Annotated in this window: 24 protein-coding genes and 1 CRISPR repeat array; of the genes, 6 read left to right on the plus strand and 18 right to left on the minus strand. The window is 45.2% G+C overall.

What is annotated here, in order from left to right:
• Window position 1: 1 nt before the first annotated feature.
• Window positions 2-940 (minus strand): carbohydrate kinase family protein, encoded by a 939-nt coding sequence (locus tag MCG46_RS12750; protein WP_240280343.1) that lies wholly within the window; start codon window positions 938-940, stop codon window positions 2-4.
• 102 nt (window positions 941-1042) lie between these two features.
• Window positions 1043-2242: a sensor domain-containing diguanylate cyclase gene (locus MCG46_RS12755; RefSeq protein WP_240280344.1), complete on the minus strand. Its 1200-nt coding sequence runs from the start codon at window positions 2240-2242 to the stop codon at window positions 1043-1045.
• Window positions 2243-2545: 303 nt separating this feature from the next.
• On the opposite strand from MCG46_RS12755, the gene MCG46_RS12760 reads away from it, so the two are divergent.
• A complete protein-coding gene (locus tag MCG46_RS12760) occupies window positions 2546-2695 on the plus strand; it encodes a hypothetical protein (protein ID WP_020224151.1) in 150 nt (49 codons plus the stop codon).
• 291 nt (window positions 2696-2986) lie between these two features.
• Window positions 2987-4157: a CRISPR direct-repeat array (repeat unit 33 nt; unit sequence GTCGCATCGCTCACGCGGTGCGTGGATTGAAAT).
• 9 nt (window positions 4158-4166) lie between these two features.
• Here MCG46_RS12760 and MCG46_RS12765 read toward each other — a convergent pair.
• Entirely contained in the window at window positions 4167-5006 is an 840-nt protein-coding gene (locus tag MCG46_RS12765; protein WP_240280345.1) for a retropepsin-like aspartic protease, read from the minus strand.
• A gap of 190 nt (window positions 5007-5196) precedes the next feature.
• On the opposite strand from MCG46_RS12765, the gene MCG46_RS12770 reads away from it, so the two are divergent.
• Window positions 5197-6075, plus strand: a complete 879-nt coding sequence (locus MCG46_RS12770) for a DUF362 domain-containing protein (RefSeq protein WP_154237862.1) — start codon at window positions 5197-5199, stop codon at window positions 6073-6075.
• A gap of 71 nt (window positions 6076-6146) precedes the next feature.
• On the opposite strand, the gene MCG46_RS12775 is transcribed toward MCG46_RS12770, so the two are convergent.
• Both MCG46_RS12775 and MCG46_RS12780 read right to left on the minus strand, forming a co-directional pair.
• Entirely contained in the window at window positions 6147-7064 is a 918-nt protein-coding gene (locus tag MCG46_RS12775; protein ID WP_240280346.1) for a hypothetical protein, read from the minus strand.
• Between the two features lie 638 nt (window positions 7065-7702).
• On the minus strand, window positions 7703-8287 hold the full coding sequence (locus tag MCG46_RS12780) for a helix-turn-helix domain-containing protein (protein ID WP_240280347.1): 585 nt from the start codon (window positions 8285-8287) through the stop codon (window positions 7703-7705).
• 155 nt (window positions 8288-8442) lie between these two features.
• On the opposite strand from MCG46_RS12780, the gene MCG46_RS12785 reads away from it, so the two are divergent.
• Window positions 8443-8655 carry a helix-turn-helix domain-containing protein gene (locus tag MCG46_RS12785; RefSeq protein ID WP_240280348.1) on the plus strand — a complete coding sequence of 71 codons (213 nt, stop codon included), beginning with the start codon at window positions 8443-8445 and terminating at the stop codon, window positions 8653-8655.
• Window positions 8656-8690: 35 nt separating this feature from the next.
• On the opposite strand, the gene MCG46_RS12790 is transcribed toward MCG46_RS12785, so the two are convergent.
• Entirely contained in the window at window positions 8691-9152 is a 462-nt protein-coding gene (locus tag MCG46_RS12790) for a helix-turn-helix domain-containing protein (protein ID WP_240280349.1), read from the minus strand.
• 160 nt (window positions 9153-9312) lie between these two features.
• Between MCG46_RS12790 and MCG46_RS12795 the strand changes: the two genes are divergently transcribed.
• The 3 genes from MCG46_RS12795 (at window position 9313) to MCG46_RS12805 (ending at window position 10522) form a co-directional block, all read left to right on the plus strand.
• A complete protein-coding gene (locus MCG46_RS12795) occupies window positions 9313-9456 on the plus strand; it encodes a hypothetical protein (protein ID WP_240280350.1) in 144 nt (47 codons plus the stop codon).
• Between the two features lie 140 nt (window positions 9457-9596).
• On the plus strand, window positions 9597-9806 hold the full coding sequence (locus tag MCG46_RS12800) for a hypothetical protein (RefSeq protein WP_240280351.1): 210 nt from the start codon (window positions 9597-9599) through the stop codon (window positions 9804-9806).
• Entirely contained in the window at window positions 9803-10522 is a 720-nt protein-coding gene (locus MCG46_RS12805; protein WP_240280352.1) for a BRO-N domain-containing protein, read from the plus strand. Before MCG46_RS12800 ends, MCG46_RS12805 begins: the two co-directional genes overlap by 4 nt.
• 56 nt (window positions 10523-10578) lie before the next feature.
• Here the strand turns inward: MCG46_RS12805 and MCG46_RS12810 are convergent, their stop codons facing one another.
• The 12 genes from MCG46_RS12810 to MCG46_RS12865 all read right to left on the minus strand — a co-directional run bounded on the left by MCG46_RS12810 (window position 10579) and on the right by MCG46_RS12865 (window position 18187).
• A complete protein-coding gene (locus MCG46_RS12810; protein ID WP_240280353.1) occupies window positions 10579-10845 on the minus strand; it encodes a hypothetical protein in 267 nt (88 codons plus the stop codon).
• A gap of 5 nt (window positions 10846-10850) precedes the next feature.
• Complete coding sequence (locus MCG46_RS12815) at window positions 10851-11108, minus strand: phage holin family protein (RefSeq protein WP_240280354.1); 258 nt, start codon at window positions 11106-11108, stop codon at window positions 10851-10853.
• Between the two features lie 2 nt (window positions 11109-11110).
• Window positions 11111-12418 carry a phosphodiester glycosidase family protein gene (locus MCG46_RS12820; RefSeq protein WP_240280355.1) on the minus strand — a complete coding sequence of 436 codons (1308 nt, stop codon included), beginning with the start codon at window positions 12416-12418 and terminating at the stop codon, window positions 11111-11113.
• Window positions 12419-12547: 129 nt separating this feature from the next.
• Window positions 12548-13606: a hypothetical protein gene (locus MCG46_RS12825; protein WP_240280356.1), complete on the minus strand. Its 1059-nt coding sequence runs from the start codon at window positions 13604-13606 to the stop codon at window positions 12548-12550.
• Window positions 13603-14313: a hypothetical protein gene (locus tag MCG46_RS12830; RefSeq protein ID WP_240280357.1), complete on the minus strand. Its 711-nt coding sequence runs from the start codon at window positions 14311-14313 to the stop codon at window positions 13603-13605. The genes MCG46_RS12825 and MCG46_RS12830 overlap by 4 nt, the downstream gene beginning before the upstream one ends.
• A gap of 159 nt (window positions 14314-14472) precedes the next feature.
• Window positions 14473-14739, minus strand: a complete 267-nt coding sequence (locus MCG46_RS12835; protein ID WP_240280358.1) for a hypothetical protein — start codon at window positions 14737-14739, stop codon at window positions 14473-14475.
• On the minus strand, window positions 14720-15001 hold the full coding sequence (locus tag MCG46_RS12840) for a PF13754 domain-containing protein (RefSeq protein WP_240280359.1): 282 nt from the start codon (window positions 14999-15001) through the stop codon (window positions 14720-14722). Before MCG46_RS12840 ends, MCG46_RS12835 begins: the two co-directional genes overlap by 20 nt.
• A complete protein-coding gene (locus MCG46_RS12845) occupies window positions 15001-15882 on the minus strand; it encodes an Ig-like domain-containing protein (protein WP_345893086.1) in 882 nt (293 codons plus the stop codon). Before MCG46_RS12845 ends, MCG46_RS12840 begins: the two co-directional genes overlap by 1 nt.
• Before the next feature lie 17 nt (window positions 15883-15899).
• Window positions 15900-16454 carry a putative phage tail protein gene (locus MCG46_RS12850; protein ID WP_240280361.1) on the minus strand — a complete coding sequence of 185 codons (555 nt, stop codon included), beginning with the start codon at window positions 16452-16454 and terminating at the stop codon, window positions 15900-15902.
• Window positions 16454-17527 (minus strand): baseplate J/gp47 family protein, encoded by a 1074-nt coding sequence (locus MCG46_RS12855; protein ID WP_240280362.1) that lies wholly within the window; start codon window positions 17525-17527, stop codon window positions 16454-16456. Before MCG46_RS12855 ends, MCG46_RS12850 begins: the two co-directional genes overlap by 1 nt.
• Window positions 17514-17882 (minus strand): DUF2634 domain-containing protein, encoded by a 369-nt coding sequence (locus tag MCG46_RS12860; RefSeq protein ID WP_240280363.1) that lies wholly within the window; start codon window positions 17880-17882, stop codon window positions 17514-17516. The genes MCG46_RS12855 and MCG46_RS12860 overlap by 14 nt, the downstream gene beginning before the upstream one ends.
• Entirely contained in the window at window positions 17879-18187 is a 309-nt protein-coding gene (locus tag MCG46_RS12865) for a DUF2577 family protein (RefSeq protein WP_240280364.1), read from the minus strand. The genes MCG46_RS12860 and MCG46_RS12865 overlap by 4 nt, the downstream gene beginning before the upstream one ends.
• Window position 18188 lies beyond the last annotated feature (1 nt).

Raw genomic sequence — 18188 nt, forward strand, 5'->3', positions numbered from 1 at the left:
TTTATGCTGACGGCAAGTCCTTTCCGCTTTTTTGCTTCCAGGTGGTCAATACGGCCTGAAATTCCGCCTCATCCAGCCGCGCGGATGGGCTGGAAACCACCTTGGCCGCCATGACATTGGCTAACGCTGCAGCCGCTTCCAATGGCCATCCCTGCTTTAAACCAGCCAGGATGGTACCGGCATGACAGTCTCCCGCGCCGATCGTATCCACAACGACCGTGCTTTGCCCTTGAATCTGACAAAAATCTCCGGAGGCTGAGCAGCAGGCTGCCCCTTCAGCTCCTTGGGTGATGATCACAGCATTTTTGAAACGTTCCCGCAAAACTGCCGCAGCACTGCGAATTTCTTGTTTCCCGCTGAGCCAGAAAGCTTCTGCCTCATTTAAATGAAGGATTGGATGACATTCAGCGATAGCCTGCCAGCGGCGATCATCCAAATGCATTAATCGGGCTCCAGGAGCAAAAAAGACCTGCGGGCCGGGATGCGTGTGGATCCAGTTCAGCATGGCTAAACCCGTAGGTTCCTCCAGTTCAATCCCGCAGATATAGATATAGTCCAGCTGCGCCGGATCGAGATCAGCCAACCATTGTTTATCAAAGCCATATTCAGCTCCATGGGTTGACAAGAATGTCCGTTCTCCGCTATCCTCGACCAGACACAGACAACAACCGTTATCTTTCCCTTTCACACGAACAGTCGGCTGCAGTCCTTCTTCATTTAAAAGCTTTTCCGTAATTTGTCCAAACAGGCCATCGCCGGTTGGCGAGCAATGCATAATCGGAAGTTGAAATAGGCGCAGCATCCGTGCCACATTATAAGCACAGCCGCCCAGTGCCATCGTCATCGACCGCGTATTCAGATCTTCTTGAGTTACCGGAAGGTGGGGGACCCGAACAATCATATCAATGACCGTGGATCCGAGAATCAATGTTGTTTTCATTTCAGCGTTCCCCTTGTTTTCCATTTCATCAAGTTTATCATACCACGCTGACTTGAAAAACCAATGGCAACTTCAAGGATTTCAGATCTTGAACATTATCAATTAATAAAAGACACAACTGTTTTTTCCTTGGCGTTTAGCTTGATACATCGCGGCGTCGGCTTTTAGAAAGAGTTGTTTGTAGGTTGTTCCCTGCGTTGGAAAGAAGGCGCATCCGATACTGCAGGAAACGCCTTGCGATGAGGCCGACGGCTGACGTAAACATTGCAGCTGTTCACGGATCCGATCCAAACGAGCGCTAACTTGATCACAGGTTCCTGTCGTCTGCATCAGAATGACGAATTCATCCCCGCCGATCCGACCGACTAAATCTTCAGGGGCAAACAGTTTACGAATTTGCAGCGCTGTCTGACGCAGCATTTCATCGCCGCAGTCATGACCGTATGCATCATTAATCTGCTTGAAATTATCAATATCCATCACCGCCAGCGTCATGTGCTGATCTGGCGCAGCTGAACGCAGTGCCTCCTCGATCAACTGCTGAATCATAAAGCGGTTATACAATCCCGTCAAACAATCTTGATGAGCAAGTCGGCGCAGCCATTGAATTTCCCGCTGCTGCTGATCATTGTCACTCAGCAATCCCAAAACTTTTGACGGCTGACCTTGATCATCCTTTTCCAGCACCAGCTCCAGGCGATACCATCGCATCCCTTTTTCACCACAATTCAAACGAATCTCCATCTCGGGAACTGATTTTCCCTGCTGCAGCTGTGTACGGATTTTGGCAATTTGAGCAGCGGAAGGTGAAAGTCTGTGCCATGAATGCGTTTCTTGTGAAGAGGAATGTAAATAATCAAACCAATTTTCAGAGATATGAAGAGTATCCTGTTGAATATCCCATTCCAGCCAAAATTTCTGAGTTTGTTTTAGCAGATGTTCCAATCGTAACGACTCTTCGTTTTTATCAGTAGCCTGATCTGATTCTTTCAACAATGTCAAATGAACGAGCTGATCTAAAAGTACGTCAACTACAAGTACATATTTCAGCTTCACTTTCCCATGAAAAGCCCATCCTTGTTGAAGCATCAACTGAGCAGACAGCATCTGAATTTTTGGTTTCTCTGTTGCAATGATCAGTGGCTGTGTCCACAACCAACGTGCAGCTGCTTCCCTTCCAAACAATTCTACTGTGTCGGTCATCAAAGCGATTTCCGGCCGCAGCCGGTGTGCAAACTCCGCTTGTTTTCCCCTCTTGATCAGATGCATTAAGTTCTCTAAAAAGCAATCGTATCCCTTCATCAAAATTCCACCTCTTATCAGATTTATTTTAGAGATTGATCTCGACGAAACTTGTCAGATGTTGTCTCATGCGTAACAGAGATCAAAGAATCATAGCATTTTCACTTTCGCAAAAAAATTCGCAGAATTTTCTACAATTTCTCTGCTTTTCTTATAATCAAAATCTCTCGTTGTCCTCGTCAGGAATCTGTAATAAATTGTTAAGCTGCCGTTCATTTAACAAACTGATGAATATGTTATAGTAAGATCAAGAATAAAAGAGCGTTTCGCGCTTATGCTGAAAATAAAAGGAGGGAATCCCCAATGCAAAAAAATCTGACTACACTCTGCAAGTTAGCTGCCATTCTGATCGTGATCGCCTCTGTCTTCTATTTTTCTTCTGGAGCGCTGAACCAAACACCAAACTTAAATGTTTCCAATATGCCATTGTCACAAATCTTAATGCCTAATTGATTATAATTATGATAACCTTGGATATAATGAAAACATTTAGGTTTTTCTTGAACTAATTTAATTATAGAATACTACTTTATGAGGAATATTAGGGATGATTTTCCATCCTGATAATTCCTCTTTTTCTTTGTATTATGATTCTGGTGCGAACCTGAAGTAAACATAAAATCCCAGGGAGGTTCGCACTGGAATTATGTGAAATATGAGGAAATTGTTGCAAGTAAGTGGAGGATTCGATATTATAAAAGTAAGATAAGAATCATCTGTACATCTTTAAGTTTCTTATCAACTGTCGCATCGCTCACGCGGTGCGTGGATTGAAATAAACTCAATGAGCACGAGCACAATCGGAAGAACGTCGCATCGCTCACGCGGTGCGTGGATTGAAATGGGATATTGACGGGAATAAATGGTTTGAGGTCTGGTCGCATCGCTCACGCGGTGCGTGGATTGAAATGTATCTCATGAGTATGTCACGCTGTCAGCAGGCGTCGCATCGCTCACGCGGTGCGTGGATTGAAATAGTAGAGTTCGGATCACGGCACGGCTCGGCGGGGTCGCATCGCTCACGCGGTGCGTGGATTGAAATGCGTGTGTAAATCCATTCCTGTCCATTTCTGGTCGTCGCATCGCTCACGCGGTGCGTGGATTGAAATATTAAGTGGCGCTCAGAAAACTAAGTCAGACCTAGTCGCATCGCTCACGCGGTGCGTGGATTGAAATCAACGATCCGCTGATAACTTTACCAATGGTGTCCCCGTCGCATCGCTCACGCGGTGCGTGGATTGAAATGGTGTGATGGCTGGGGGAGTTAACTTTTTATCTTGTCGCATCGCTCACGCGGTGCGTGGATTGAAATAATATTATAATATTTACAAACTACATAAGAAACACGTCGCATCGCTCACGCGGTGCGTGGATTGAAATTTCAAAATCCAGTCAAAAGAGTCCCTTTTGTCGTGTCGCATCGCTCACGCGGTGCGTGGATTGAAATCGGAAGTTGCACATACAAATAAGCCTTAGATATGTCGCATCGCTCACGCGGTGCGTGAATTGAAATATCGACGATGATTTGAGTAAATTCAGCATTTTTAGTCGCATCGCTCACGCGGTGCGTGGATTGAAATGTGAAGAAGTCACGAAAATTCAAACCGAGGTCATGTCGCATCGCTCACACGGTGCGTGGATTGAAATTTTCTGTTAGTCCGGCAGACTATAACAGCTTCAGGTCGCATCGCTCACGCGGTGCGTGGATTGAAATAGATTTTGTGTCCACTATTTGGAAGAACAAGACCGCGTCGCATCGCTCACGCGGCGCGTGGATTGAAATGCCATACGGCCATAGACCTGACTAGTACAAACAGTCGCATCGCTCATGCGGTGCGTGGATTGAAATAATTTTTTCTACAAAAGCAACTAAATCAATTTTGTCGCATCGTTCAAGCGGTACGTGGATTGATAGAAAAACAACTTACATATATTCTCCTAGAATCAATCGTCGATTAGGATAGTCAAGTCGCCAGCTGCGCTTTGCTAAAAGATCCGCACCGCACAATCCTGCAACTTCCTGTTTCGTGACAGGATATAACACTCTATTCAATACCGGAACATGATAAAGTATTATCTCTGCCGCGCCGACTGTTAAGCGTAGAGAATCAAGCCGTTTTGCCGGAACTTCTGTCACGCCATCAACCCCCATCATCGTTTCCAAATCCATAGGCATTGTGTCTGGCAAACTCTGATAAAGCAGAGATCCGCCACTGGTATCTGTATTTCCGCTGTCAAAACCCCACAACATAATCTGATCATGAGTTTGGACTCGCAGAACTGGCATATTATCCCAGCCCACAAACTCATGGATTTCACTTTTCTCGGGTATCGAAGGCGTGACCCTCAATTGTTTCCGAGTTTCATCCCATTGCCAACAGGCATATTGAAGAACGTCCCAACCTAATAATCCATCAATTTCCACAAATTTTCCTGGTTCCACCTGAAATCGGAAAGCTTCATCGGCTAATACCATCCAGGTCTGTTCCTGAACAGTTAAAGAACCAATTTGTACACTCTCCGCCATATACTTTTCAGCCTCTATCTTTCTCAGGCCACTTCCGCCACCGATAACTTGTTCGTGCAATGAATGCAATCCAGCAGACTGCGCTATTGTTTTGCGTACCGCACTGCAAGAGGCACCTGTATCCAATAGCACGACTGCTGGACATCCTTGAATCAAGATCGAAATCGGGAAAACATTGGGTAAATCCACATTCATCCGAGATAAGGGAAAGTCAGCCTGATTCCAATTTAATTTCATAGTTCTGTTCCATCCTTTTTGTATCCAGTATAACAGAGATTTTCCATGTCAACGCCAAAGAAATAAAAGAAGAAGAAAATCATTCCGATTCAATAAAAAAGGATTGACTTGGAGTGAACTTCAAGCGTTACAATAAAATCATGAGGAAACAGACTTTTTCCTCTTTCCAAAGTAAAAGGAGGCATATCCAATGGAAAAATCTAAAGTTTATTTCACTAAGATCATCACACCGGAGAAAATGATTGAAATGGAAGAAATTCTGGGACGTGAACTGAAAGGAAAAGTTGCGGTTAAACTGCATAGCGGTGAAGTCGGCAATCAGAACTTCCTGCGCCCGGAATTTATGAAACCGATCATTGACAAGGTAAACGGCACCGTAGTTGAATGCAACACAGCTTATGAAGGACAGCGCAACACAACGGAAGCCCACTGGCATACAATGGAGAAACATGGCTGGTCTAAATTGTTTACAGTTGATATTCTTGATGAAGAAGGCGATTTGGAATTACCAGTAGAGGGCGGACATGTCATTCAGAAGAACTATGTTGGCAATCATTTGAAAAATTATGATTCCATGCTGGTGCTCACTCATTTCAAAGGTCATCCGATGGGTGGCTACGGCGGAGCGTTAAAGAACATCTCAATTGGCCTGGCTTCCAGCTTTGGCAAAGCTTATATTCATGGAGCCGGTGTTCCGGAAAACATATGGACCGCAGATCATGATCAATTTCTGGAATCTATGGCAGATGCGGCTAAATCCATTTTGGATTATGAAAAAGAGAATATCGCATTCATTAACGTAATGTGCAATATGTCCGTTGACTGCGACTGCTGTGCAAAAGCAGAAGATCCGAAGGTCAGAGATATCGGTATTCTCTCTTCGCTCGATCCTGTTGCGCTTGATCAGGCCTGCATCGACCTTGTTTATCAATGTGAAGATCCAGGCAAGAAAGATCTGATTGAACGCATCGAATCCCGGCATGGAATTCATACAATTGAAGCTGCAGCCGCGCTAGGTATCGGTTCCCGTGAATATGAGCTGATTGATGTCGATTGTCTAGCAAAGTAAAAAATCCAAAACCAACGAAAAAAGAGGAATCTACCCTCAACCCTCAATACTTAGGTAGAATTTCCTCTTTTTTATATTTCCTCATTTTCATTCATTATTTCATTCCAGCGCAGAACAGAATTTATGGATGTCTGCAGCCAATAAAGAAATTGAGTTTTTGGCAGACGTGACTCGCGCAATTGCATCGCTTGCGCCATAGGTGCCCCATCCGCTGCATTATGCCACAAATCCACAAAGATCGTATCTATTTCATCAGGTTTCAAGCGATCTACGACAGCAAAGGCATCCTCTTGAATAATCGTTAGTTTCTCAGGATGATCCCATTGCGGCAGAATCCATTCCTTGAACCAGCTGATCACTGCCGCTTCTTTTTCGACAACGATAACTTGCTTCACATTCTCTTTTCGTGAAAGATGATAAGCACAGTAGCCTAATCCCAAACCGCATACCAGAACTCTGCCCCAGGCTTTTTCTAGCATAGGCCGCATGGTATTGATTTCACTGGGAATCACACTCATCCATTCGATCCCCTTTTCATAGACACAGGGATAACGATATTCCGTATCGAAATAGCCCAGCTGCGGACATTCCGCACCTGTTTCATCGACATGATAATCATCATAAATCAAAATTTCAAAAGGATGATAGGACTCCCAGCGTACTGTCCAGTTGCCCTGCGAAATTTCTGGAAAATGAATATTCTGCAGATAGGCATCCGTTTTATATTCTTCCGCAGACAAATGTCGAAAACCGGGTTTGATATATTGTTCCGCAAGATAACGATGCTGCGGATTATCATCAATATCCAAGCCGGCTAAAATACAAAACAAAGTATAAACGGCATCGGTTTGTGAATTATTACAGCTTTGGCAGAGAGATTCAACCATTTCCGGCTGTATTGCACAGGGATTTTCCTGCAGATAATCCACAACAAGCTGGGTCATCGCACTGTTCAGACGCATTCTTTGCTTCATTCTTTCATTTGTCATAAAAGACCTCCCGTATCTTTCGCTCTGTATCCTATTTCTCTGACCAACAGGAGTACTCCCTGTTCTTAAGCATTAAAATAGGATTCATTAAAACAAAATTTTACTCTTTAATGTATTTCTCAACGTTTTGATCCCACGTTGTCAGGATCACAGGGGACGCAGACCATAGTCCCACCCTCACCTGATGAGCTTGACAGCTGCCGGGCAAGGTCCGCCAAGTCATTTCATCCGTTTTGCCTGCTTGAAAACCGCTTGCTTACGATTCTCTTTAAACAGGGAAAAACCTGCGCCTGGATTCGAATCTCGTTCGGGCTGCAGCTGAATCCATCCTTCCCCCACCTCAGTCGCCGGTTAAGCTTCTAAGTTTCGTCTTATATACAAAAAAACCTGTCAATGACAGGATTTTTAGTAAGTGGTGGTTCCAGCCGGGATTGAACCGGCGACACATGGATTTTCAGTCAATAACGTGTTTTCTTAAAAGCCTTTTGTTAAGCGCTTTTTTGAAGGTTGCACGCATTTTTGACTACACCGTTGACCGTAAAAAGTGGTCAAAACTTGATAATACTCTGTCACACTTCGTTTTTATGTTGATAATTTTTCGATCAAAACCTGCTCATTTTTTATATGTTAAAATTGAATTAAATCTTTGCATCTAGTCCATTATCCCAGTATATCTCGAAGTCATCAATAAAAATTTCATTATCATTCCTCCAGCGATTTTCTATTATTTCGTATGCTCTGTTTTCTATATCTTTAAAGAAAGTAATAGGCAAACTATGAAATGTTTCTAATATAAAGTCATTGTTATTTTTGGTCTCTAGACTACTGTCTTCTGGAAGACCTATCCTGATGTTTAAACACTCTACAATACGACGCTCACTTTTATATACGGGTTCGATCTGTTCTCCCTCAAATTGAGCCGAAAGCTCTAACTTGCCTCTAAATATCTCATTCCTTTTGCTTATTAGCACTGGTATTTCTTGATTTAGGTTAGCCAAGTCTTTTTCGGATATTTCAATATCTACCGGAACATAGCTTATTAACTGATCCGGAGTAACTTTTAAATAATTACACAAAAGATTTAGCGTATCGAGCTGAATACCTTTAGCGTAATTGTAGTACAGATAGGTTAATGTAGTTCTAGATATGCCAGTATCATGGGAAACTTTAGTTATTTTTAAATTCCTTTCTGTCAGCAACAAGGATAAATTAAACCTAATCACAGTTTATGCCTCCTTTTCAAAAAAATTGTACATCAAGCAGAACAAAAAATCAATTTTTTAAACTTTACTGTTGACAATTAATTATTCGCTGCGTATTATTTGTGTGTATCGTTCATGATGTTGAACGAAAGTAAAAGAGAAAGGAGGTTTATCAGATGATAAAAAACCAACTTGCGATCCTTATGGCGAAAAGATTAGAAAAGATCACTAAAGTAGCCAAGGCCACAGGCATTTCAAGAACGACGCTGACAAGCATTTATTATCGCAGAGAAAAATACATCTCTTACGAAGTTCTTGAAAGGCTCTGTGATTACTTCAACTGTGAACTTAGTGATTTTCTCACAAAAGAAAAAGACGCTCAGTCGTAAATCTTGCCTGATTTACCGAACGCCTAGGGGAAAAATTACAAATGTTCTGATTTGATTTTTGGTCTTACAGATATACCAAGCATGCTGTAAATTGTAAAAACAGTAAAATTCTCGATTTGCTCGTACACACTTTGTAAAGAATCTGGTGACATTGTCCCTATGATCTCATCCTCATCTTCACTATCATTGTCAAACAGATGGTAACAATCAAATTCTTCTTCATAAACAAACTCATACGAATCTCCTAAAAGGTGATTAATTAAATCTACTTTCTTTTGGGAAATTGAAGAACTTTCTTCACCAAATAGATAAGCTAAAGGTACATGATATAAATTCGCAAGCTTAACTAAATGTGTTAGAGAAAGAGTAGTCTTTCCAGTTTCCATTCTTTGCAATGTTGAACGACTGATTCCAGTTAGATTTTCCACATCATACAGACTATATCCGCTTGCCGTTCTAAGAGTTTTTATTCTTTTTAGGAAAATATTTTGATCCATCTGAACACCTCCGTATTTATTGTATCACATTTTTGAAACTTTCAATCTATTTCAGAATCAATTCTGGGTTGACAGTTAGAATCACAAGATGTACTATGTAGATATGTCTCATATATGAATCCTAAAAGTTTCGGATATGGGATTTCGGAAAGGAGCTACTATGAAAAGTATTGTCTTTAAAATCAACGAAGATCTGTACCTTGAGGCAAAGATCAAAAGCCTTAAAGAGAAGAAAACTTTCAAAGACTACATCATCGGGCTAATCAAAGCCGATCTTTCAAAAGAAAAAGACGCTCAGTCCTAAATCTTGGCGGATTTACTGAGTGTCTAACCCTACAGCCCTAGAAGGCTATCCAAATTATAGCACAAACCTTGTAATTTGTACAAGATGATAGCCTTCTTTTTTGGGTTTCAAAATTAAACCTAGAGGAGGAACACAAAATTATGAAATTTAAATCCACAGCCGTAAATACAGTTGCACGAGATCTACTTCAGCTCATCGGCTATATCCCAGTCAGTCAGTTTCTTGAATACGACCATATTTACGGAGAATTCGCAACCGAGTTTGCTCCACGTATGGCTGTCGGGCTTTCTTTCCACGCAGGACGTATACTTGGTATTCGAGAGGAACGCGCACGGAGGGCCAAGGCATGAGTAATATTCAGATTTTCAATTTCCAAGGGAACAATGTTCGAAGCATGGTTCTTGATGGAGAACCCTGGTTTGTAGGGAAAGATGTTGCCGAAGCATTGGGCTACTCCAACCCGCGGGATGCATTAATGAAACACGTCGATGAGGAGGATAAGGGAGTAGCGAAATGCGACACCCTTGGAGGAGTGCAAGAAATAACATTTATCAACGAATCCGGCGTTTACGCTCTGGTCTTCGGAAGTAAACTCCCAATCGCCAAAAAGTTCAAGCATTGGATCACCGCAGATGTTCTCCCTACAATCCGAAAAACTGGATCGTATACTTACAAGCCGATCACAGATCCAATGGAAATGCTGCAGCTCCACTATAATGTGCTCGATAAGCACGATAAAGAGTTAAAGGAAGTCGATCATCGGCTGAAAGAGGTCGAAATGAATCAGCGGCTAAAATGGCGGGATCAGATGATGAATCTCGTGCATAGGGGCTGCAACCTTACTGGCTTACCACAAAGCGTCTTCCTCGGTCAGCGCGTTTATCCGGAATTAGAAAATCGAACAGGAAGAAGCCTTGATAAAACTCTTAGAGAGCGCAGAAAACGCATGAAGAAACAAGGTTACACGACTAAAGCAATAAGAGCTTTCTACAAAATCGACTTGATCGAATCAGAAAAACAGTTGAGAATCGCTTTTGAAGACATCCTCAACGAAACCTTATATTAATATAAGGATAGAAAAAATCCCCACCCTCCGGTAAAGGAAGGTGGGGTATTTGCTATTTAAAGGCCGTGCTCCAGATCTGTGATCCGCTGCTCATGATCATCCAGCTTTTCATGGATACGTCGATGACTGTCGGAGTTTTTTACGGCCAGGTCATTGACCTCTGAGTGAGCTTGCTTTTTGAGGTCATCATAATCCTTTTGTAACCGATCGACGGTTACCGTTAGTTTTGTAATACTGGTATTGAGGTTGATCACCGGCTTGCCGACTGTAAAAAACAAGCCAACAACAGCGATGATAACCCCGACTACTCCCCACTCTGTCATGGGGCTTACTCCTTGTTGGACAGCTGCTTGATCGTCTGGTTAAGACCGGTAGACGCCCAACCGGAGATCGCGCCGATCATAATGGTCTGAGCTGACCAGTCACCCGTTGCCAGCGGCGCAAGCACCGCGCCGATGAGCAGCATAGTAGCTGGGATGTACTTGTCTGGATAATGCTCCGTAGACTTGAGCGCTGCACCGATTGCATAACAACCGGCGAGCACCAGCGGCATTAAAAACTGAGTGATGATTTCTGTGATTTCCATTTTTAGTTTTCCTCCTCGTTTTCTCGAATCCAGTAGCAATGGCTATCATACTGGCAGTACCCGCGGATACCCTTATACTCCGCTTCTACCCATTGATACCCGTCTGGTTTGATACCAGGTAAAAACCGGATCAGCTTTGCGGTACCACCGATCGGGATCGTTGCCAAGATCTCGCCAGACGCTCTGCCATTGGTAAAGGACAGCGTTTTGCGTACTCGCAAGCCAACGGAGTCTACAACGACGGACAGCCCATTAGCGGGCTCTGGTGTAGGCTCTGGCTGCTCCTCGATCTTGTAAAACGTCAGTACGTTTGGCAGCGCTCTGCCGGTATAAACCTTTTTAGCACCGTCCACAATCATCTGAGAGCTGCCACCGCTGTCCAGCATTGCACAGTAAGTCATCCCATAGGCTTTGGCAAACTGCCGACAGGCGGCACCGTTGAGCTTACCAGAGACAACTGCAAAGACGTCAACACCATCGGCGTCCCTCATGTGCAGCGTCTGAGTATTGGCAGTGCTGTACTTGCTCTGACCGGATCCGCTGGAGATCATCGTTACGTCTTTACCGTCCAGCAGGATGATGCATGCCGGACTGTAGCCTACCTTGACCTCATTGCTCGGGTACTCCCAGCTGGCCAGATCGCCGGCGATCAGCTTGTTATCTTTAGTCACGACCACATCCAACCACTCGCTCTGATCCGGCCGCCCATCAGCTGTAAAGCCCTGGTGCCGACCGCAGACGGTGCCACGCTCTGAGCCAGACATGACAAAGTAGCTACAGTTGACCTTGCAATGATGGATGTGATCATCGTCGATTTTGTCAATAGTCTTAAGCACCTTATCCCCGCCGGCTGACATCAAGCCGATCTCCTGATCGTCCCTGCGCTTGTAGACGTGTATCGTCTGGCCTTGCCATGCGATACTTTGATAACCCGGTTTTAAATACATTTTAGATCCCTCCTCTGGATACATTAAAAAAGGACACCTAAGCCAGTGTGTCCACGATCCGCGGTACATTGCCGCGGACTTATTGATAAATTGTGACTTGACGACGCAGTTGCCAACAGATCCCCAGCGTTTAGCTGTGGCCTCAATGACCTGCCCACCGCCGATGTAGACCCCAATGTGACCTGGCTGCCAGACCAGCAGTCCTGGGATCTCTGGGATTGTGCTGATCGGGCCCTTGTCGGTTGCCTTGGAGTACATCTGATCGGCGTTGATGTCCGGCGCCGTCTTGCCATAGTAGCTGGTATTGCCAGGGCTGTAGTCATGCCACAAAAAGCACTTGATCAGTCCGATGCAGTCAAACACCCGGCGACTGGATGAGTCATAGCGTCCGATCCCGCCGAGCTGGTAGATGGTCTTACGACTGAGCTGCTGCTCTGCCCATGAGCAGAGATCAGCAGGTGAGGTGTAATCGTACATAAGCATCACTCCTAGCTAAAACGGCTGCCATGCCGTAATAATACCCTGTTCTTCCCATTCGGTGATCCGGCAATATTGTACTTGAATATTATTATAGGCAGACGCAGTTTGTCTAAATCTAATTCCTTTAATCGGCGTTGTGTCTGAAATTGTTATTGTCCTTGTATTCCACGCTCTTACGTTTCCAGCGAAATACTGAATCTGCGATCCATCTTCTTTAATTCCGTAGACATAGAATGTCCATGAATTGTTTGATTCTGAACCCGTCGCAAATACAATCTTTTTTGGAACAATTCTACGTGTACCGAAATACATGTACCCTGAATCGTCTGTTGTATTTGTCCATCCAGAACCCCAAGTCTCAGTGGCTGATCTAAAGCAACTAGATTTACCGCTCAAACTAATTCCGTAATCTCGGTATTTATCATAGAAGTTTTCCGCAAAGTGCAAAGTTCCTTCAACGTCTTCTGGCGCTTTTTTTACCCAGCGTGTCAATACTTTACGCCAGGCTGATGTCCTTTCGATCAGCGTCCATTCAGTGATCTGGCAAGTTTTAACTACAATTCGCTGATATGCCTGACTTTGATCATTAACGCTGATCCCCTTGATCTCAACCTGCTTCTCAATTGGAACCGTGATTGTGTAAGTAGCATTTGCCTCCGGGCTAGCAGACCAGACAACGATTTCAGACCCTTCGACAGGGTGAAGAATAACACTCACTGTATTTGCTGGGTTTACACGGTTCCCCGTTTTCAGAATGATCTTTTTAGCTCGAATTCTGATCCCGCCGAACCAACATGACGCTCTATGTCCGCCTTCCCACCGATGATCTGAGCCCATATTTAGACCCGTGCTATCGTTATTATCAAACACTTTGTAAGCGTCGTAATCTACCTGGCTGTCAGGCTCTTTTAGTCCATTACCTGTTACTGTAAATGGTAAGGGTCTGTCTGAACCTGTCATTTTGAGAAATTCGCCTGTTTGTTCTGTTTCTGTCTGCTGTGCTGAATCTTGTGCTCTTATAAATTGATTCGCCGAATTCCGCCAGCCGTCTGCTAATTTTACACCAATCAATTTGACACACCTTCGATCTGGAAGTAAATATCACCAATAGCCCCTATATCCGCAGTAGGAGCAGCTTCACCATACAGGATTTTATTTTGCTTTTTATCGATCTCTTGGTTAATCTGATCATCAATACCATCCAATTTAACCTTATCTGCAGCCGACATAAGACCTGCTTTTGATTGAGTGGCATTACCATACGTTGTATTGGTGTCTATGTCTCCAATCAATTGGTACGCTGTTCCGTCATAGACAAACTCGTGGGTTCTATTTGCAGCCAAATATCCTGCACTGATTGCAGATCCACGATACTGGATCGCCTTTGCCCCGCTGCCGTTGACGTTAAGCGTCGGATTAGCTGCGGTGTTGGTTACCGTAAACTTAACGATGATCCGCGCGCCAGTGACTAGCTTAAATCCCGTGCAGGCTACCACTTTAGCTACTGTTGCCGCTGCGGTACCGCACGTACCGTAATGCGCAATCGCTGATGCACCATTAAAGTCAACTCCGTCGATCGTGCGAGCTGTCTGCAGCTTAACCGCCGACGTTGCAGCCCCACCCGCAGAGCTGCTGCCCGCGTAATTGTCAGGTACAGAATCCTCAACCTTTTTTAACGCAGCATCGATCTGATCCAGACCATCATTGATAACTACAATGTCAGCCGGCTCACTTAAAGCGGGCTTAGTAAATTTGTAGTTTGTTGTTTGTGTTGCCATAAAATCACCCCTTTATTTGCGCCCAGGTTGCAGTTTTAATCTTATCCCAAGTGGTCTTGGCAAGCTCCGCCCAGGTCATTTTTGACGTGACCTCGACGGACACCTTAAACTGTTGACCGGTAGTAAGCGTTGTTGGTGTTACCTCTATGTTGCTCATTGTCAGCATCGTACAATCACCCCGAATCTCGCTTTGATATCCTCAATGCCTATCGTATAGGTAAATTCCAGCTGGTATTTACCCGGCTCAGCCGGTGCCAGATACGCATAGAGGATCTGTTTCTGTCGATCAATCTTACAAACATCGCTTAAAACCACAACGCCGTCACGGCTGAGCTCAAATGATGCCTCTTTGATGTAAAATGGCTCGCCAGTTACGCTTTTAATTCGGATCCCAGCGTATTTTTTCTCACCGATGATGTAGTTCATCAATCCACTCCTCTCTGTATCCCTGGCCAATCAGCTCCGGCACAAACTGCAGCGGCATCATCTCAACCTGCAGCTTGCTGGAGTCAAACGTCAACAGGTAGGTCGCGTAATAGCTAACATTACCAGCGTCGTCCTCTGCGTACAGATCAATGACATACTCGCAGGACTCCACAAAAGGGACTGCTGCAGTCCACAGTCCCTCAGGAGTCTTGGTAAACTCTAAATCATACTGACCAGCCTTACCAAATACGCGGGTGACCATTAGGCATCCGTGACCTCGACGGTGATCGTAATCGTACCGCCAGTGTTTACCGGATCCGGTGTCACCATAATTGTCCCAAATACAGGGGCAACCGTATCCAAGACAACTGTGCGCGTGAGCTCAGAGTATTTGCCAGCTGCATCCGTTGCCCGAACAACAATGGTGTTGTCGCCTTCGCGCAGAGTTAACGCCTTGCTGAAATTACCGTTGGCATCGACTGTGACCGCTCCCTGATCAGCGCCGTTAAGAGTAACTTTGACGGTGACAGGACTGGACGTAGCGTCGGATGTCGTCCCGGAGATCGTGCAGGCAGCCTTGTTTGTTGGCGTCGTCGGCTGGTTAACGGTCAGTGCTGGCGGCGTTGTGTCTTGCTTGTAGGTCACGCTGGCCGTTGTCGATGCGTTGCCATCATTATCACTACAGCTTGCCGTGATTGTGTGGCTGCCGTCGGTTAGCGCTGTTTTAGGCGTGTAGCTGAGGTTAACCCCACCACTGACATCCGTCAGCGTATAATCAGCTGCAGCTACAGCGGTGTTGTCAACCTTTAAGACGATTGACGATTTCAGCACACCGGATCCTGCATCTCTAAACTGTACCGTGATTGCTGGCTTGTTTGTGACCACAGTTGAACCGTTTGTCGGTGCAGTGACTGCTGCGGTAGGCTTAACGGTCTCCTTAACTCTGATCGTCTTTGACGTGTCTGACTTGGTGTTACCCGCGACATCGGTTGCTGTAAAGGTTAAGGGGTAAACATGGTTTTCCTCCCCCCATGACGTTGTGCTGGGTGCTGTGATTGTTGCCTCATATTTTTTTGATGTTGCGTTGTAGGTTAAATCGTAAGTTTGGCCATTAAGAGCCACCTTTACACTTTTTATTGCCACAAGATTTTACTCTCCTCTCATAATCCATAAAGGACATCGTGCCAAGTTTTGCTTTTTAGTTGCTCCCAGGTATTACCGCTTTTTACCTCAATCCACAGCTGATAAGCGTACTCGATCACCAGCTTGATATTGGCTGGGATCGTGTCATAGATGGAGGTGTACAGCGGCGTAAGATCTGGCAGCTTCTCCAGGCCACGATAAGTAATCCGCACGACGTAAGGATCAAGATGCTGGGTAATGGATACCGGCACGCCCAGATAAGCCTCAACGATCCGTTTTAGAGTGTCAAGATTGATTGGCGGCTGACTCATAAACTTAGCACGGATTGCCTGGCGCCGAGACTGCAGATCATCCTTAATTGGACTAGCGATCTCAAAGATAGCTTCCCAACGCTGCACAGTCTCGACATCCATTGACATAATGTATCGATTATCCACAAACTGCCGCAGCAGCTCATAATAATGGCTCATATCAATATCAATCACACTGGCCAGAGCTTTGATCTCCAGCAGCTCCCTATAAAGCTCCGGCAAATACTCTTGATAAGTCTTAGCCGGCTCAAGCCGCTCCATCAGCCTGCCTCCTGCAGTGTGATCGTGCCGATGACTGGCACCTCATACGACTGCGCTGTTTTATCTAATGCCAAGTTGGCTGCAGCACCATTGATCTGTACATTAACTGCATCCAAGATCCCGGAGACATTTAAAATAGCCACGGTAACGCGACTCTGGAAGATGGTTGACTCGTCAAATGGGATCGATTCAATGTAAGTCTTAATCTCGGTAATCGCTTTTTGTTTTAAAAGCTCAAAGCTCTCACCTGGCTTAATCCGCAGGCTAGCCGTGATGTCGATCACCTTATCTTTGCTGGTGGATACGGTCACGACGTGCCCGATCGGAGCAAGCCCACCTGTAGGATCATCTGCAGGCTGAAACAAGTCTTGCACTTTTTTGATCAATTCCGCGGATGCTGTGCGCCCATCAGCATTACCGATCATCAACAGCACTGTGCCTGGACCATCCCAGATCGGAAAAACTTTGACTGATCCGAGGCCTTCGATCACCAGCGTTTTTTCCTCATAGTCCGCTACGTTGCCGCCAAAAGGTGAGCGACGGACATGATCATAATATCGATCACGCAGCGAGTCATCCGTCTCGGCATCGGCGCCCTCAAGCAACACTTCACCGAGTTCAGCACGTCCCAGGTTATTAATATTTTGGATAGGCAACAGATCACCCTGATACTGGTTGCCCAAGATCCCAGCGACCTCTGCCTCCGCTTGATACACACCGGTATCAACCTTATCTGTTACAGCTAGTGTAAGATCATTAATCCTAAACCGACTGCCGATCGGGATCTCCAGAGGACTCCCGATGTTATCGTAAGTCCTGATAACTCGACGAGCTTTGACAGCCTGTTTGCGTTCTACGCCGAACTGCCCAACACAGCGATCCAGCCAATCTTCAATGGCAGTGTCCGGCAAAAACAGATTCATCAGCCAGGTCAACAGCCAGTAAGAGCGCGATAGCTCGAAGCAAACAGGGGCGAGTGTAGTATAAATGACACTGCCCTCGCGCTTGTCATACCCATCCGGAACACGGTTCAGCGCATCATCCAGCAGTGTCTGGTAATCATAATCCTTCATTTAATCCCACGCTCCTTTCCTCGTAAAAATCACCGTAAATCGACGTAACTTTAAATTTAACTTGTAGATTCTCGCCAACTTTTTTGATCGTAAAATCATCGATGTCGATAATCCGCTCGTCAATCATCAGTGCCTCTCGAATCATGCGTCGGATGTCCCCTAGCACATAATCCAGCGGCTTGCCGATCAGATCCTGCAGGTCATGACCAAAGTTGCGGCTAAAGATCTCGTGCTGAAATCGCGGCACAGACAGCATGATTCGGACAGCCTGCTTGACCGAGTCAAGCTCATCCACGAGCCCTCGGATCCGACCACTGTCGGGATCCACTTTAAATGTTTTTGCCTTGTATCTCATGGCAGCCTCCCAATGATCGCATAACGCTGACCGCCTTGTTTTTTAATCACAACCACCCGGGATCCAACGGGCAGCTGATCATGCAGCGTGATTGTTTTTTTAATATCGTCAATTGTAATATCCACCTGCCGGTCTGTGTATTGCTCGGGCAGATCAACCATACTTGCAGGGATAACAACGCCAGTTTTCTCAATCCGGATCCCTCCGGATTTATCAATCAGCGTCGCATACAATAAGTCACTTAATCCTGCATTATCCATGTAGGCAGCGACGGCTTTTTTGATTGCATCATAAAAACTTGCCATA

Origin of the sequence: Holdemania massiliensis, from assembly GCF_022440805.1 — a bacterium.
Lineage (GTDB): Bacteria > Bacillota_I > Bacilli_A > Erysipelotrichales > Erysipelotrichaceae > Holdemania > Holdemania massiliensis_A.